This window comes from Candidatus Vesicomyosocius sp. SY067_SCS001, from assembly GCF_014706615.1.
Lineage (GTDB): Bacteria > Pseudomonadota > Gammaproteobacteria > PS1 > Pseudothioglobaceae > Ruthia.
Genome location: NZ_CP054877.1, coordinates 839221 through 857011 on the forward strand (window position 1 = coordinate 839221; position 17791 = coordinate 857011).

Genomic DNA, 17791 nt, shown 5'->3' on the forward strand with positions numbered 1-17791 from the left:
TATTAATATAGTGATTGAAGTTTAGTTATAGTAAATTTATCAATAACCTTTAAACCATCTAACATAGCAAATGCAGCTTCTACTGTGGTAGTAAACGGTATTTTATGTGTCAATGCTTGGCAACGAATTTCTGCAGCATCTTCCACACCTTGAGTATCTTCAGTTGAGTTAATAATTAAATCAACACCATCATTTTTAATCATGTCAATAATATGAGGTGATCCTTCTGATACTTTGTTAATTACTTCGCACTTAAGTCCAGCTTCATTTAGCATGTCTCTATTACTACGTGTTGAGACCAAGCTAAAACCTTGTGTTAATAATTTTTTACCCAAATTAATCAACTCATTACGGTCAAGTTTACGTAAACTTACAAACACCTTACCATTTTCTGGTACACGACTACCTGCTGCTAATTGAGCCTTGTCAAAAGCTGAAGCAAAATCTTTGCCAATACCCATTACTTCACCTGTTGAACGCATTTCTGGGCCTAAAATTGGATCTACACCTAAAAACTTATTAAATGGAAATACAGCCTCTTTAACGCTAAAATGTTTAGGGATAATCTCTTTGGTAAAATTCTGAGCTTTAAGTGACACACCTGACATCACACGTGCAGCAATATTAGCAAGTGGTACGCCAATCGCTTTAGAAACAAAAGGCACAGTACGTGAGGCACGTGGATTAACCTCAATAATATAAATTTCACCATTTTGATAAGCTAATTGGGTATTCATCAAACCAACCACGTTTAATTTTTTAGCCATGACAATAACTTGAGCACGCATTTCATCTAACACCTCATTGGTTAATGAATAAGGGGGTAATGAACAAGCAGAGTCACCTGAATGAATACCAGCTTGTTCAATATGTTGCATAATACCACCAATCACCACATTTTCACCATCACAAATCGCATCAATATCAACTTCAATAGCATGATCTAAAAATGAATCTAATAAAATAGGGGAATCATTTGAAACTTTCACTGCTGTATACATGTAGTGCTCAAGACTATCTTTATCATAAATAATCTTCATTGCTCGACCACCAAGCACATAAGATGGTCTAACCACTAATGGAAAACCAATTGCATTGGCAATATCTTGTGCTTGTTCTAATGAACGTGCCGTACCATTTAATGGTTGCTTAAGTTTCAAATCTTGTAACATTTTAGAAAAACGTTCTCTATCTTCAGCCAAATCAATAGCATCTGGAGTTGTACCAATAATATTTGCACCACTTTTTTCTAATGCTTTAGCCAATTTAAGTGGTGTCTGACCGCCATAATGTACAATAATACCATATGGATTTTCAATATTGACAATAGCTAAAACATCCTCTAAAGTTAATGGTTCAAAATATAAACGATCTGAAATATCATAATCGGTTGAAACTGTTTCAGGATTACAATTAACCATAATCGTCTCAAATCCATCTTCACGTAATGCTAATGATGCATGCACACAACAATAGTCGAACTCAATACCTTGTCCAATACGGTTAGGTCCGCCACCTAAGATCATAATCTTTTTCTTATCAGTCGGGTTAGCTTCACACTCAAACTGATAAGTTGAGTATAAATAAGCAGTCTGAGTGTCAAATTCTGCCGCACAACTATCTACTCTCTTAAACACAGATTTAACGTTTAGCGCATGACGACGTTCACGCACTGATGATTCGTTACAACAAAATAATTGTGCTAAACGTGCATCAGAAAAACCTTTACGTTTTAAAGAGAACATCTTATCAGCATCAACATCAGTTACATTTATATTGTTAATTTGTAATTCAGTTGCAACAATATCTTGTATTTGTGCTAAAAACCAAGAGTCAACTTTAGATAAATCAGACACTTCTTTCAAACTCATACCAAATCTAAAAGCATCAGCCAAATAGAAAATACGCTCACTTCTAGCTGAAATACATTCAGAACGTATCTTGTTACGTGCATCATCAGCATTCAAATCAACAATAGGGTCTAATCCAACCTTGTCAGTTTCTAATCCTCTTAATGCTTTTTGCAAAGACTCTTGAAATGTTGAACCTATTGCCATTACTTCACCCACAGACTTCATTTGCGTGGTTAAACGATCATTTGCTCCAGGAAATTTTTCAAAAGCAAATCTTGGTATCTTAGTTACCACATAATCAATACTTGGCTCAAAAGAAGCAGGTGTTTTACCATTTGTAATATCATTATTAAGCTCATCTAAGGTATAGCCTACAGCTAACTTTGCAGCCACTTTAGCAATAGGAAAGCCTGTTGCTTTTGATGCCAATGCCGATGAACGAGAAACACGTGGATTCATCTCAATAATAGTTAAACGACCATTTTCTGGATTAAGCGCAAATTGTACATTTGAACCACCTGTATCAACACCAATTTCACGAAGTACTGCTAATGAAGCATTACGCATTACTTGGTATTCCTTATCAGTTAGAGTTTGTGCAGGTGCTACAGTAATCGAATCACCTGTATGGATACCTATAGGATCAAAATTTTCAATTGAACAAATAATAATACAATTATCTTTTCTGTCACGCACTACTTCTAACTCAAACTCTTTCCATCCAAGAATAGATTCTTCAACTAATAATTCGTTTATTGGTGATAAATCCAAGCCACATTCACAAATTTTAACAAATTCATCTTTGTTATAAGCAATACCACCACCTGAACCACCCATCGTAAATGAAGGACGAATAACTGTTGGAAACCCTACTATTTCTTGTATGATAAATGCTTCTTCCATATTATGAGCAACCGCTGCTTTAGGCATATCAAGACCAATTTTTAACATTGATTCACGGAATAAATCACGATCCTCAGCCTTGTTAATTGCCTCTTTTTTAGCACCAATCATCTCTACACCATGCTTATCAAGCACACCATGACGCTCTAAATCTAGTGCACAATTAAGAGCGGTTTGTCCACCCATAGTTGGCAACAAAGCATCTGGTTTTTCTACTTCAATAATCTTTTCAACTATACGCCACTCAATCGGTTCAATATAGGTACTATCTGCCATTTTTGGGTCAGTCATAATAGTAGCTGGATTAGAATTAACTAAAATAACACGATACCCTTCTTCACGCAATGCACTACAAGCTTGCGCACCAGAATAATCAAACTCGCAAGCCTGACCAATAACAATAGGGCCAGCACCTATAATTAAAATACTACTAAAATCTTGTCTTTTTGGCATTATTATTTTACTTTAAATTAAGTCAAAAATCGTCATATTCAATAGGAGGATTACCATCAAAGATGTCAAATTGTCTTTTTTGTAAAAAAGAAGAACGTGTTGCAATATAAATATCATCTGAATTTTTCAGTAAATCTATTATTGGTAATAATTTGACTCTAGTATCAATGGCTCTAGTAAGTAGTAAAGTTGTTCCTTCAGCGGTATTTAACCATTTATTTATATTTACATTTTCGGTAACATTAATATAAGTACCTACTGAATCACGTATACTTGATGGGCCTAGAATTGGCAAAACTATATAAGGGCCACTTGGTATGCCCCATACTGCCATTGTTTGACCAAAATCTTCATCGGTCTTTTCTATCCAAATATCACTGGCAACATCAAATAAACCAACTAATCCTATAGTGCTGTTCACTAAAATTCTACTAAATGTGTTTACACTGTCAAACAACTTAAACTGCAAAAGCTCATTACCTAACGTAGACATATCATCTAAATTAGAAAAAAAATCACTAACTCTATTTTGTGTCGTTTTAGGTATAAATTCTTTATAAACCCTAGCCATAGGCTCAAAAATATTTTCATCTAAGGTTTGATTAAACTCAAAAATTACCCTATTGAATCCTTCAAATGGATCAATATTTTCAGCCATGATAATTGAACTAAATATTAACAACAAAAAACTCATGAATAAATTTTTCATTCATTCATTTCCCTAATAAATGTATCAAAAAAACTACTCATGTCATGTGGTCCTGGCGAGGCTTCAGGGTGTCCTTGGAAACCAAATGCTTTTTTATTAGCAACATGAACACCTTGAATAGAATTGTCAAACAACGAACGATGTGTTACTTCTAAATCATTGGGTATATTTTCATCTGATACTACAAACCCATGATTTTGAGAAGTTATTATCACTTGTTTAGTATGTAAATTTTGAACAGGGTGATTAGCACCATGATGACCAAACTTCATCTTTTGCGTTGTTGCGCCAACTGCTAAGGATAATAATTGATAGCCTAAACAAATACCAAATAATGGTACATCTTTTCCCAATAAAATCTGAATATTCTTAATAGCATAATCACATGGCTTAGGATCACCTGGTCCATTAGATAAAAACACTCCATCAGGGTTTCTTTCTAATACTTTAGTCGCTGATGTTTGTGCATTAACAACAGTCAATGCACACCCCTTATCTACCAACATTTTTAAAATAGTTTTCTTTACTCCAAAATCATAAACTACCACTTTAAATTTGGTATTTAACTCATTAAATTTAGCATTTCCTAACGAATAAGAACCTTGATCAAATTCATACGATTGAGTAGTTGAAACTACTTTTGCTAAATCTATATTTTTCATACCAACAAATAATTTAGCCTTAGAAATAGCTATTTCTTGGTCAATATCATTACCTGTAATAATACAACCTTTGAGTGATCCTTGTTTACGCAAATGACGCGTTAACGCACGTGTATCAATATCGCTAATAGCAACAATATTATTACGCTTTAAATAAGCGCCTAAAGATATATCTGCGCGCCAATTACTCGCTATTAAAGATAAGTCTCGAATAATCAAACCAGATACATGAATTCTATCAGACTCTTCATCAACTAAATTAATACCTGTATTACCAATATGTGGATAGGTCAGTACGATTATCTGTTGTACATATGATGGATCCGTTAAAATTTCTTGATAGCCTGTCATTGAAGTATTAAACACTACTTCACCTAAAGTTATACCATTAACACCAATAGACTTTCCATAAAAAATTTTCCCATCTTCTAATGCTAATAAAGCAACTTGTAACACTCAATACTCCAGAATGAAAAACTTCAAAAATTTTACCATACCACTCTAACATTCATATACATAAATCAAAGTGATATAATATAACTTATAAAAATATATAAAAAATATAATGGAAGTAATTGTTAACAACATTAAATGTAGTGGATGTATAAATATCATCACTAAAAAATTAATAGCAACCTTTAACACTAAAGAAGTGAATATTAATATTGAACAAGGTATTGTAAAAATTGACGTAGATGATACTAAAAAATCTGAGGTCGCTCAAGTTTTGCTAAATCTTGGCTATCCTGAAATAAATTCAATACATGGCTTTAATTCTACCAAAGCTAAAGCTAAGTCTTTTATTTCTTGTACCATCGGCAGAATAAATATATGACATTCACCATAAATGGCAAACTATTAAAAATGGCTGACGACTTAAAAGCATATGATTTGATTATTCAACTAGGTTATGAAAATCAACGTATTGCATTAGAAATCAATGAAACCATTATCCCCAAATCTAAACATGCTACATTTGCCCTAAATGAAGGAGATATAATCGAGATTATTAAAGCAGTTGGTGGTGGTTAAAACTTAATGTATAAAACCATCTATAATTCATTATCAAACTAACTATATATACTCAATTATACTAATATATTTTCTATACTTCATTTTCTAACCTAATTCAACCAATACACTAATCGATATTTTCCGATGATTTATTAACATAAAATGTTTTTATATCATACCAATTATATGATATATAATCAATGTATATCCATATATACTTAAACTCATTTTAATAAGTTAATAATTTCAACTGCATAAAACACTTTTTTAAAACTGGCGCTTATCTTTAATAATTGTAATTAGTTGATTGTTGTAATAACTGATAACTTTTGTTCTTATCTAAAAAAACCATAGGCGTAGAAATAAATACATCATAGATAATCATATTATTGCTATTTTTTCTTGTCTTTAACTTGTACATGGGAACCAAAATAACTAAATATCTAATAATTAAAGAAGCAAATATTATAGACTACTCCTCAACTAATATTTTATACCATCCAGTCTTTTTGAATTTCATCAGCTGAGAACGGCTTAATGCTAAGTGTTTGCATAATGTCAACATCTAGTTTAATTTCTACATCTACGCTATCGTGACCTCTACCTTGAGAATAGCGTGCTAAAATTTTAGCAGCGATTTGCAAATCTGCTTGATTAGGGTTTCCATCAATCAATGCTAATGGTCCATTGCAACTAGTAGGATACAAATTAGCATATTGATTACGATAGCCTTCTAAAAATTTAACTTCTCCTTCTTCACGAGCAATAATCATTTTAAAACGTGGGTTTGGGCGAATATGTCTGCCAACTTTAAGCATCATTAAATCATCAAGTTGATAATCACGATTACCATGAGATTTCCACATATCCACTAGTTTATCTGAATATTGTTTGTCAGTTAAAAAACAACAACCACCCGCCGGTGTAGCATAACCATCAAACCCATATTCTTTTGCCAAAGACATTTGTGGTTTACGCGTACGCCCTGAAAAATCCAATAATTTTTTTCTGTCTACCCAATTCTCAATCTCCGCTTTAGTAACTGGCAAATGTTTTGCACACAATGGACGTAATAATAAATCATTAGCACCAGATTCTAATTGAACAATAGGCATGGTTTCTTTACGCTGTGACATAGGACGTTGACCCACGACTTCACCTGTAATAATAAAGTCAAATTCATATTCAACCATCCATTCTTTAGCTTTTTTAACCATAAATCCCTTACAATCTAGACATGGATTCATATTTTTACCATAACCATATTTAGGGTTTAATAGCACATCACGATATTCTTCAATAACATCAATAATATGTAATTTAATACCTAACTTCTCTGCTACCCATAATGCATTATTACGTTTTACACTGTTTTTCTTTTGTTTACGAATGGCATGCGTATGCCCTTCCATACAAAAACCAGTAAAAAAATTAATGCCTTCTACATGAATACCTTGGTCTAATATTATCTTAGTACTTAACAACGAGTCTAATCCACCTGAAATTAATGATACAGCTTTAATTTGTTTATTTGTCATACTTATCTTAATAGTATACTAAAAATAGTGTTAGTCGCCTTTTTCTATTTAACGTTAAATATTAAAGCCATAATAATTACACGTATCTAAATTATCTCTGACTTAGTCTTAAACAATACTAAATAGTACAAAATTCTTGCACCTAATTTAACTTATCCTACTACATAATAATTAAAATTATGTAGTAAATGGCAAATAAATTATACCATACAGAATATTGACAATGACTCATCATATATCCTCATTTATAACCTTGATAAATATTTTTAAAAAACCAAGTAAAAAATTAAGGTATTAGGTATAATGGGTATATTTGTAATGGACAATACAAGGCAACCAAAATGGAACTAAAAAGAACAGGTAATGGCTACTTAGTTGATCCAACTATTTGGACAGAAGATATTATGCATAAAATGGCCAAAGAAGACGAAATAGAATTAACTGGAAGTATGGTTAATCAAATTCTTACAGCTAGAAAGTATTTTGAGGAAAATTCATCAGTGCCGCCTATTAGAACCTTTGCCAAAGTCGTCGGCATTGATAAAAAAATCCTATTTAAAGAATGGTTAACTGGTCCGATGAAACCTATCACTAAATACGGTGGTATGCCACAACCAACAGGTTGTGTTTAATCCAAAAAAATCTTTAACTTAAATAAATCAAATTAATGACTTAACTGAGGCAAGTGCCTTGATTAAACACTCAGGCTTAGTACCTCCACCTTGTGCCATATCTGAACGACCGTCGCCTTTTCCACCGATTTGTTTTGCTACATGATTAAGAATTTTTCTAGCTTGATACTGCTTAGTTAAGTCTTTTGTAACACCTGTGACTAAAGATACTTTATCATTAATTACTACTGCTAATACAATAACGGCTGAACTTAGTTTATCTTTGAGTTTATCAACAATATTACGCAAATCTTTACTAGTTACTCCTTCTACAACAGTAGAAAGTAATTTAATACCTTTAACTTCTTGTGCCTGTACAATCAAATCATCTCCATGATTATTAGCTATTTTTTTTTGAAAAGTAGCAATTTGCTTTTCTAATTCTTTTTGCTGTTTAATCAATTGCATCACTTTTCCTACCACTTGTGTATTACTTGACCTAGTAATTTGTGCAATTTTATTCAAACTATTTTGAATTTGATTGTCAAATTGATACGCATCATATCCTGTTAATGCTTCAATACGCCTTACGCCAGCAGATACACTGCTTTCTGATATAATCCTAAAAAGTCCAATATCACCAAGTTGGTTTACATGGGTACCACCACACAACTCCACTGAAAATTCATTCTTACCCATAGTTAAAACGCGCACAGTATCGCCATATTTTTTTCCAAATAGTACCATCGCACCTTTCTTTTTTGCACCTTCAATACTGGTAATATCAGTATATACTTTTGTATTTCCTAAGATCTTACGATTAACTATGCTTTCAATTCTTTCCAAGTCTGATTTAACAATTACCTTATCATATGAGAAATCGAAACGCAGTTTTTCACTACTAACCAAAGAACCTTTTTGCATTACCATATTACCCAAAACAATATGAAGTGCAGCGTGTAATAAATGTGTTGCTGAATGGTTTCTAGCAATACATTTACGAGATTTTTTATCAACATTAGCTTGTACCGCATCACTCACTTTTAACACGCCCTTATTTAAAACTCCATGATGCTCAACTGCACCTGATTTTTGCTTATTAGTATGGTCCACTCTAAATTCAACCTGCATATTAGATAGTACGCCTTTATCTCCAATCTGACCACCTGATTTAGCATAAAAACTTGACTGAGCTAAAACAACAATTCCATGGTCACCTACTTCAATTTTTTCAACCAATTCATTATTATTAATAATTGCCTGAATTAAAGAAACATTTTTTAATTGTTTATATCCTAAAAATTCAGTTCTCTCAGCAATATCAACACCTTTTCCCGATATTTTAAAATCGCTGGCTTGTCTAGCACGATCTCTTTGTTTGGTCATTTCAACCTCAAAACCTGACATATCAATAGTTAAGTTACGCTCACGAGCAATATCTGATGTTAAATCCACTGGAAAACCATAAGTATCATAAAGTTTAAAGACTATTTTTCCATTAATTTCACTACCTTTAAAATTAGTAATTACTTCTTCTAAAATACTCATTCCCTGGTCTAAAGTTTTCGAAAAACGCTGTTCTTCACGCTTTAACACTTTTTCAACCTTGGATAATGCTTGTTCTAATTCTGGATAAACATCCTTAAATTCTAACGCTAATATAGAAGCCAAACTATAGAAAAATACTTTACCAATACCCATCTTATGTCCATGACGAATACCACGACGAATAATACGACGAAGTACATAACCTCTACCCTCATTTGAAGGAATTACACCATCAACAATCATAAAAGCAGAAGAACGAATATGATCAGTAATCACACGAACTGAAGCATTATTATCTTTAATATTATTGAATTTAGGGGTTAAATTCACAACAGCCTTGACAAGATTTTGAAAACCATCTGTATCATAATTATTATTTTTATGCTGCAATACAGCCACTAAACGCTCCAGACCCATACCTGTATCTACACAAGGTACGGCTAATGGTTTTAAATAACCATCTTCTTGTTTATCAAATTGTGTAAATACTAAATTCCAAATTTCAATATACCTATCGCCATCTTCATTAGCATGTCCTGGTGGACCACCAGCAATATGCTCACCATGATCATAAAAAATCTCACTTGATGGACCACACGGTCCTGTATCACCCATTTGCCAAAAATTATCTTTAGCGCCACAACGAGAGATACGATTCTTGGGAAAGCCAATTTCATTAACCCAAATATCTTCTGCTTCATTATCCTGATCAAATACACTCACCCAAAGATTTTTCTTAGGCAAATTTAACTCTTTTGTCAAAAATTCCCAGGCATAATGAATAGCTTCACGTTTAAAATAATCACCAAAACTAAAATTACCCAGCATTTCGAAAAAAGTATGGTGTCGTGCTGTGTAACCAACATTTTCAAGATCATTATGCTTACCACCAGCGCGCGCGCAACGCTGAACCGATACAGCGCGAGTATATGGACGCTTCTCTATGCCACTAAACACATCTTTAAACGGCACCATACCTGCATTAACGAATAATAAAGTTTTGTCATTATGAGGAATAAGCGATGCACTAGACTCAATTATATGACCTTTTGATTCAAAATAATCTAAAAATTTTTGTCTAATTTGTGCAGTTTTCATTTTGCTAAAAATGCTTAATAAAAACTACATATTATACGCCGTAAGTGCCTATACAATAAGGGAAATGTCTCCTGCGCCTTGGCGAATAATATTAATACTAGACAAAGATAAATCAATCACAGTGGTAGGTTCTAGCGGACAATAGCCACCATCAATAATCACATCTACACGCTTTTCTAATACATCATACATATCATCAATATCAAAGAATTCACAATTTTTAATGATTAATGATGCGTTTATTATTGGCTCGTTTAATACATCTAATAAAGCTTGAACCACGCCATGATTAGATACTCTAAGACCAATGGTTTTTTTCTTAGCATGTAACAATCGGTTAGGCACATAACGTGTGCCTTGTAAAATAAATGTGTACGCACCTGGAAGGATTCTCTTAAGTAATCTAAAAGAAATATTATTTAGCTTAGTATATTCACCAATATGTGCTAAATCACGCATCATTAAGGTAAAGTAGTGCTGTTTTGAAAGATTACAAATACAACGAATACGTTCTAATCCATTTTTGTTACCCAATGTTGTTCCCAGTGCATAACCAGAATCTGTAGGATAAACAATAACAACACCACAATGTAACTCAGCAGCAACTTTTGTTCAAGTAAACGTGTTTGAGGGTTTTTTGGGTGAATTTCTAATAATTTTACCATGTCCAATTTTTCCATATTGCTTGCTCATAATTAGGTAAATCTTGTAAACAACCAATTTGTACTCTTTGGTTTGGCCAGCCGTGATAATCAGAACCACTTGACTCTAATAAACCTAACTCACTTGACCAGTGACTAACAAGTATAATTTCATCGAGACTACTCATGGCCGTTACCACCTCAATCCCAGTACAACCATTAATAGCTAAATCACTCGCCATGCGTTTAATTTGAGTATGTGTTATTCTATAACGTAAAGGATGTGCTAACACGGCTACGCCACCTGCGCTACGTATCCATCCAATTACCTCATCAAATTGTGCCCACTTAACGCTTACACCACCTGGATTATTACCCGTTAAAAAATTCCTAAATACTGATCTCATATTTTTACAAATACCCTCTTGAATTAGCATTTGAGCAAAATGTGTACGAGTAATTATCCCTGTTTTAGTAAGATCTTTTGTTTTTTTCATAGCATCAATAATGCCAACTCCTTCCAAACTACGTGCTATTTTTTCACTACGAACCTCTCGAAGCTGTTGATGCTTTTTAAGCCCAATCTGTAATATTTTATTATTTGGATTAATATTCAACCCAAGAATATGTATCGTCATGTTATTCCATATAGCTGATATTTCAGTACCAAACACAAATTTTAAATTTAATTTATTCGCCTCAAAACTAGCCTCATCAAGTCCATCAATCGTATCATGGTCTGTTAATGCAAACATGTCACAGTTTTGTTTATTAGCTAAACGAACTACTTCAGTAGGTGATAAAATCCCATCTGAATAATACGAATGATTGTGCAAGTCGATAACCATAAGTTGTTTATTATAATCTATCTGTTTTACAAGCGTAATTAGCTATAATCTCAATATAATTACTTAATACAAACACTATGTGCGGAATCGTTGGAGGCATCTGTAAATACAATATCACCCCAATTTTACTTAATGGATTAAAGCGCTTAGAGTATCGTGGATATGATTCAGCAGGTATTGTAGTCTTGTCAAATAGTAACAAATTGAGTCGTGTACGCGCAGTAGGAAAAGTGATTAACCTTGAAACTAACATTCAAAAACAAAATTCAAAAATACAAGGTAATGTTGGTATTGCACATACTCGTTGGGCAACTCATGGCGAACCATCAACGCAAAATGCGCACCCCCATATTTGTTTTAATACTGTTAGTGTGGTACATAATGGCATTATCGAAAACTTTCTTAAACTCAAGAAAGAACAAAAAGCACAAGGGTATGCTTTTACTTCAGATACTGATACTGAGGTAATTGTTCACGGTATCCATCAAGCCTTGAAAACATCAAAAAATTTACTTCAAGCCACTCAAAAGTCTATTAAAACTTTTGAAGGAGCTTATGGTTTAGGGGTAATATCACCATCATATCCAGGACATATAGTTGTTGCTAGGAGTGGTTCTCCACTCATCATAGGTATTAGCGATGAAGGTAATTTCATTACTTCAGATCAAGTAGCTTTACTAGGTATTACTAAAAAATTTATTTTTTTAGAAGAAGGAGATATCGCCGATATTACGCTTAATTCAATTACTATTTATAACCAAGACGATGAACAAGTTAATAGAGCTATCAAAATTTCAAATCTTAACAGTAAACAAATTGACCTAGGTGATTATAAACATTACATGCAAAAAGAGATTTTTGAACAACCTCAAGCAATTCGTGACACACTAGAATCACGAATTACCAAAGATACTGTGTTACTTTCTGCCTTTGGTCATCATGCTGAAACTATTTTCACAAATATAAAACACATTCAAATTATTGCTTGTGGTACTAGTTATAACGCAGGATTAGTAGCCAAATACTGGCTCGAAGACATTGCAAAAATTCCAACCAATATTGAAGTGGCTAGTGAGTATCGCTATCGTAATCCAATTGTACTTAACAACACCTTATTAGTTACAATTTCTCAAAGTGGAGAAACTACTGATACATTAGAGGCACTAAAATCTGTTAAACAGCATAACAATAATATTCACACATTAACCATTTGCAATTGCGCAGAATCTTTCTTAACACGAGAATCTGAACTTACCTTATTAACCCATGCTGGGCCTGAGATTAGTGTAGCATCTACCAAAGCTTTCACTACACAATTGGTATCTTTAGCATTATTATCAGTCGCCATTGGAAAATGCCATAAACAAGTGGATAAAAAACAGGAAACTGCTATTGTGGATGGTTTAAATCGTTTACCAGGTTTGATAAAAAAAACACTTGAACAAGAAGGTCAAATTATTGAACTTGCACAATCTTTTAAAAATAAATTTAATGCCATTTTTTTAGGAAGAGGAACAATGCATGCTATTGCTATGGAAGGCGCTCTCAAACTTAAAGAAATTAGCTATATTCATTCAGAAGCTTTTCCAGCAGGTGAGCTTAAACATGGGCCTATCGCTCTCATTGATCAAGACACACCAGTTATTGCAATTGCACCTAATGATCAGTTATTAGACAAACTAAAATCAAACCTACAAGAGGTTAAATCTCGTGGTTCACAAATGATTGTTTTTGAAGATGAAATGTCCAATGTAACTCCAATGCAAAATATGACTGTCATGTCAATCACACATAATCTTGGTAGAATTACAGCACCCATTATTTTTACCATTCCCTTGCAATTACTAAGTTATCACGTTGCATTAATCAAAGGTACTAATGTTGACAAACCTCGCAACTTAGCTAAATCAGTAACTGTAGAATAAGGAAATATTATGATTAACATACTAGGCTTTGATGCTGATTTTGATCCATCTCTTTTAAATCGAATTGTTAATGAGAAAAAAAAGATTGGTTATTACAACTTACCTAATCAAGATACCACTTATATTAATCATTACTTAAAACAATTAAACGAGAGACAAAATTTAAATAGTATTAGTGATGTTGTTGTTATTGGTATTGGTGGATCAAGTTTAGGCGCTAAAGCAGTTTACCATTTTATCAGACCCATTAGACAATTAAAGCGGAATTTACATTTTATGGACAGTACAGACCCTATTACTATTGCCAATATTTGTAATAGTCTAAACATCGGTTCAACACATTTTATTGTTATCTCTAAATCAGGATCGACTATTGAAACAATTGCGATCTATAAACATATTCTTGCAATAACAAAAACCATTCAACTTTCACACTTTCCATTTACATTTATCACAGGTAAGAGCTCACTACTAGCAAAACATGCTCGAAAAGTTAACGGTTTAGTTATTAATATCCAACAAAATATTGGCGGTAGATTTTCACTATTAAGTAGTGCAGGTATCATCCCATTAGCATTAACAGGTACAAAAATTGATTGCCTGCTAAAAGGTGCTGCAAAAATTAAAGATAGTTTTTTTAATCAAGGCTATATGCAAAATTTATTGCTAAAAAAGGCAACCTTTTATGCTAACAATGCTTCAAACTACAATATTAATGCTCTGTTCTCTTATACTGATTCTCTTAAATATTTTAATGATTGGTATGCACAATTATGGGGAGAAAGTTTAGGTAAAAAACAAAAAAATTCAGTCTTTCATGTTGGATTAACGCCTATTGGACTAACTGGACCTAAAGACCAACACTCATTTTTACAATTATTATACGAAGGAATACGAGATAAAAGTGTCACATTTATTAAACTTAAAACCTTTGAAAATAACCAAAAAATACCTAATATTACCTTGGAAAAATTAGAAACATTTAACCTAATTAATCAAGTTAAATTTTCGACTTTAATTAATATGCAAGCTGACGCTATTATAGAATCTTTAAAAAAACACACAAGAATCCCTCTTGATGAAATTACCTTGCAAAAACAAGATGAATTTAGTATCGGTCAACTTATTTATTACTATGAGTTACTTACATCACTTGTTGGAAACTTGCTCAATATTAATACTTATAATCAACCAGGTGTAGAATTTGGAAAAAATATTCTCATTAAAAAATTACAACAACAATTATGATTAAAAAATGTCTTTTCCCTGCAGCAGGATTAGGTACTAGATTTTTACCAGCCACAAAAGCAGTGCCCAAAGAAATGCTGCCTATTTTAACTAAACCGTTATTACAATACGCTGTAGAAGAGGCACTTAGCGCGAATATAACCAATATGGCCATAGTAACTAATAAAAATAAGCGAGCTATCGAAGACCATTTCGATCAAGCTTTGGAATTAGAGTTGCAAATTAATGGAACGCAGAAAGAGGAACTTCTAAAAGAAATCAATACCATTTGCAACTATGCTACATTCACTTATGTCAGACAAAAGCAAATGTTAGGATTAGGATATGCAATTCTTACTGGTAAACCACTAATTGGTAATGAGCCTTTTGCTGTTCATCTAGTCGATGACTTATGCATATCAGAAAAAGGCAATAGCCTACTATATCAAATGATTAAAATATACAACAAATATCAATGTTCGATAGTAGCTATCGAAGAAGTACCTATGAATCAAATTCATAAATATGGTGTAATTGTTGGTGACTTGATTAATAATACTAATGATACGTATCGAATTACTAATATGATTGAAAAACCAACACCAAAGAATGCACCAACTAACATGGCTATTATAGGTCGTTATATCTTAACACCAGATATTTTTAATATCCTTAAAGAAACTAAACCAGACAAGGATGGTGAAATTCAAATTACCGATGCACTACTTACCCAATCAAAACAAGGTCACGTTATTGCCTATAAATTTAAAGGAAAACGTTTTGACTGTGGCGGCATTCAGGGCTACGTTAAAGCAACAAACTATTTTGCTAAACAACAAGGAATCATGTAAAAATTTGACGTATTCTTAGAATAGACAATGCTTATATTCTATATATTTCACCTTAATCCACTCAACAATAAATTATTAATATTCCACTATAACTTAAAGCCTGACAAAGGTTATATAAATAAATAAGCCCAATTTATTTTAATCATAGTTAGTGATAACAAGCTCTATTATTATCTAATAATCGCTTTAACTTATTTTAAGGAAAAATATCTTATTAAACTTTTATTTATTAAATGACTAACATCCAACTCATTAATAATTATTCAAGAAAGCTTACCTCCTAAGTAAAAGCTTAATAATAACGAACTTTTTCGTTCAATTCTAAAAGATACTAATAATATCCGTAATATATTCTATTGTTTCAAACTAAACTTGTATATTAAAGTTATAGATTTTATCAGTCTACATTTATTATTGTACGTATGATAAATTGACCGAATTAAATAAATATTATTTTACAATTCAATAACCTCAATAATTTTATTACTTTTTAGTCTTATTCAAACTAATAACAATAGAGAATTCAAGTATATTCATAATAATTAGTTTTATACGCCAAATATAATAACTATATAGGTTAAACACTGACATGAGTATCAATTTGATTTTCAATCAAAAAATTTTCCTAAAATGATATTATCATTTCAATCTTTAATGCCAACATTATAAATATATTAACCATGACCCATATCATAATAAGAACATTATCATTACTCTTCATCAATTGGCATATATTTATCTAAACAAATAAAATCAGGGTCCATGGTTATACTATCAACCACTTTACTAACTGATTTAATATTCTTAAATGAATAAATAAATAATTCATCAACAAATATGTTTACTTAAAATATAAAATATATCACGATTCTAAAAATAGTTATTTTAATGCTAAATATGATTATCTAATTTAGCTTTAAAAGCTTTCCACAAATTTTACAACTTGATACACACTATTATCCTAAAGAGCGCAATGCTAAGTATTACCACTTGATGCTTTTTACAGCTAAAAGCATAGTATTATAAATAATAATACACAATTAGTTACAACTATCATAGTAATAATTAATAGCTCTTAGCAATATACCATATATAAGTCTTTATTGATATAAAATATTATGCTAATAATTTAGCATTATAAAAAAATAATTAGATAAAAATGAATAAAGTTAATATTATATGCATAAAATGGGGTGATAAGTTCCCCGTTAAATACGTTAATAGACTCTTTGGTATGGTATCTCGTCATCTTTCTATACCATTTCGGTTTGTATGTTTCACTGAAAATAATACAGGTATACGAAGCGAAGTAGAAATACAGGATTTACCAGAATTAGATTTACCACTTGGATTACTAGAAAGAGGTTGGAGAAAATTAACTATATTTAAAAACAACTTTGGCAACTTATCTGGTTCTACTTTATTTCTAGATTTAGACATAGTAGTGGTGGGAAATTTAGATGAATTTTTCACTTTTCCTGGTGATTTCCTAATTGCCCATGATAAGAAAAAACCAAAAAAAATAGAAGGTAATTCATCAATATTTAGATTTGAAATTGGAAAATACTCAAAAATTTTAAGTTATTTTGAAAAAAATTTTGAACTAGTAAAAAGTGAAGTTCGTCATGAACAAGCATACTTATCACGAGAACTACACAAACAAGATAAGTTAAAATATTGGCCAGATGAGTGGGTGCCAAGCTTTAAATATCGTTGTTGCCCTTCTTGGATAAAATCTTGGTTTCAAGCACCATTTATACCTAAAAATGCTAAAGTTATTTTATTCCATGGATTGCCTAATCCACCTGAGGCAATTATTGGATGCAGTAAAAAATGGTATCGACACATCCAGCCATCACCTTGGATTGAGAAATACTGGAGAGTTTAATAAATACTAAAGAAGTCCTATT

General features: G+C 32.0%; 13 protein-coding genes and 1 pseudogene. 7 read left to right on the forward strand and 7 right to left on the reverse strand.

The genetic code is table 11. The features are described from left to right. Positions 1 to 2: 2 nt before the first annotated feature. The 3 genes from carB to carA are packed head-to-tail and all read right to left on the reverse strand — an operon-like array spanning position 3 to position 5036. The gene (gene carB, locus HUW60_RS04045; protein ID WP_190600258.1) at positions 3 to 3209 is read right to left on the reverse strand and encodes a carbamoyl-phosphate synthase large subunit; all 3207 of its coding nucleotides are present in this window, start codon (positions 3207 to 3209) and stop codon (positions 3 to 5) included. 22 nt (positions 3210 to 3231) lie between these two features. Then, positions 3232 to 3918, reverse strand: coding sequence for an MlaA family lipoprotein (locus HUW60_RS04050; protein WP_190600259.1), 687 nt, complete (start codon positions 3916 to 3918; stop codon positions 3232 to 3234). Next, positions 3915 to 5036 (reverse strand): glutamine-hydrolyzing carbamoyl-phosphate synthase small subunit, encoded by a 1122-nt coding sequence (carA, locus tag HUW60_RS04055; protein ID WP_190600260.1) that lies wholly within the window; start codon positions 5034 to 5036, stop codon positions 3915 to 3917. Before carA ends, HUW60_RS04050 begins: the two co-directional genes overlap by 4 nt. 109 nt (positions 5037 to 5145) lie before the next feature. Between carA and HUW60_RS04060 the strand changes: the two genes are divergently transcribed. Together HUW60_RS04060 and thiS are read left to right on the forward strand one after the other, a co-directional pair. Further along, positions 5146 to 5415: a heavy-metal-associated domain-containing protein gene (locus tag HUW60_RS04060; RefSeq protein ID WP_190600261.1), complete on the forward strand. Its 270-nt coding sequence runs from the start codon at positions 5146 to 5148 to the stop codon at positions 5413 to 5415. Then, positions 5412 to 5612 (forward strand): sulfur carrier protein ThiS, encoded by a 201-nt coding sequence (thiS, locus tag HUW60_RS04065; protein ID WP_190600262.1) that lies wholly within the window; start codon positions 5412 to 5414, stop codon positions 5610 to 5612. The genes HUW60_RS04060 and thiS overlap by 4 nt, the downstream gene beginning before the upstream one ends. A 473-nt stretch (positions 5613 to 6085) precedes the next feature. On the opposite strand, the gene HUW60_RS04070 is transcribed toward thiS, so the two are convergent. After that, positions 6086 to 7132, reverse strand: a complete 1047-nt coding sequence (locus HUW60_RS04070; RefSeq protein WP_190600263.1) for a tRNA (5-methylaminomethyl-2-thiouridylate)-methyltransferase — start codon at positions 7130 to 7132, stop codon at positions 6086 to 6088. 341 nt (positions 7133 to 7473) lie between these two features. Here HUW60_RS04070 and HUW60_RS04075 point away from each other — a divergent pair, with 341 nt between their 5' ends. Continuing rightward, entirely contained in the window at positions 7474 to 7764 is a 291-nt protein-coding gene (locus HUW60_RS04075) for a TusE/DsrC/DsvC family sulfur relay protein (RefSeq protein ID WP_190600264.1), read from the forward strand. 27 nt (positions 7765 to 7791) lie between these two features. Here HUW60_RS04075 and alaS read toward each other — a convergent pair whose 3' ends face one another. The 3 genes and pseudogenes from alaS to HUW60_RS04090 all read right to left on the reverse strand — a co-directional run bounded on the left by alaS (position 7792) and on the right by HUW60_RS04090 (position 11878). Continuing rightward, positions 7792 to 10389: an alanine--tRNA ligase gene (alaS, locus tag HUW60_RS04080; RefSeq protein WP_190600265.1), complete on the reverse strand. Its 2598-nt coding sequence runs from the start codon at positions 10387 to 10389 to the stop codon at positions 7792 to 7794. Between the two features lie 48 nt (positions 10390 to 10437). Beyond that, positions 10438 to 11054: pseudogene (locus tag HUW60_RS04085) on the reverse strand (L-threonylcarbamoyladenylate synthase). Continuing rightward, positions 11048 to 11878: a PHP domain-containing protein gene (locus tag HUW60_RS04090; protein ID WP_190600266.1), complete on the reverse strand. Its 831-nt coding sequence runs from the start codon at positions 11876 to 11878 to the stop codon at positions 11048 to 11050. Before HUW60_RS04090 ends, HUW60_RS04085 begins: the two are co-directional and overlap by 7 nt. Positions 11879 to 11955: 77 nt before the next feature. Here HUW60_RS04090 and glmS point away from each other — a divergent pair, with 77 nt between their 5' ends. The 4 genes from glmS (at position 11956) to HUW60_RS04110 (ending at position 17769) form a co-directional block, all read left to right on the forward strand. After that, the gene (glmS, locus tag HUW60_RS04095; protein WP_190600267.1) at positions 11956 to 13803 is read left to right on the forward strand and encodes a glutamine--fructose-6-phosphate transaminase (isomerizing); all 1848 of its coding nucleotides are present in this window, start codon (positions 11956 to 11958) and stop codon (positions 13801 to 13803) included. Between the two features lie 9 nt (positions 13804 to 13812). After that, a complete protein-coding gene (locus tag HUW60_RS04100) occupies positions 13813 to 15051 on the forward strand; it encodes a glucose-6-phosphate isomerase (RefSeq protein ID WP_190600268.1) in 1239 nt (412 codons plus the stop codon). Continuing rightward, complete coding sequence (gene galU / locus HUW60_RS04105; RefSeq protein ID WP_190600269.1) at positions 15048 to 15881, forward strand: UTP--glucose-1-phosphate uridylyltransferase GalU; 834 nt, start codon at positions 15048 to 15050, stop codon at positions 15879 to 15881. The genes HUW60_RS04100 and galU overlap by 4 nt, the downstream gene beginning before the upstream one ends. Before the next feature lie 1159 nt (positions 15882 to 17040). Continuing rightward, entirely contained in the window at positions 17041 to 17769 is a 729-nt protein-coding gene (locus tag HUW60_RS04110; RefSeq protein ID WP_190600270.1) for a glycosyltransferase, read from the forward strand. The last annotated feature ends 22 nt before the right edge of the window (positions 17770 to 17791 follow it).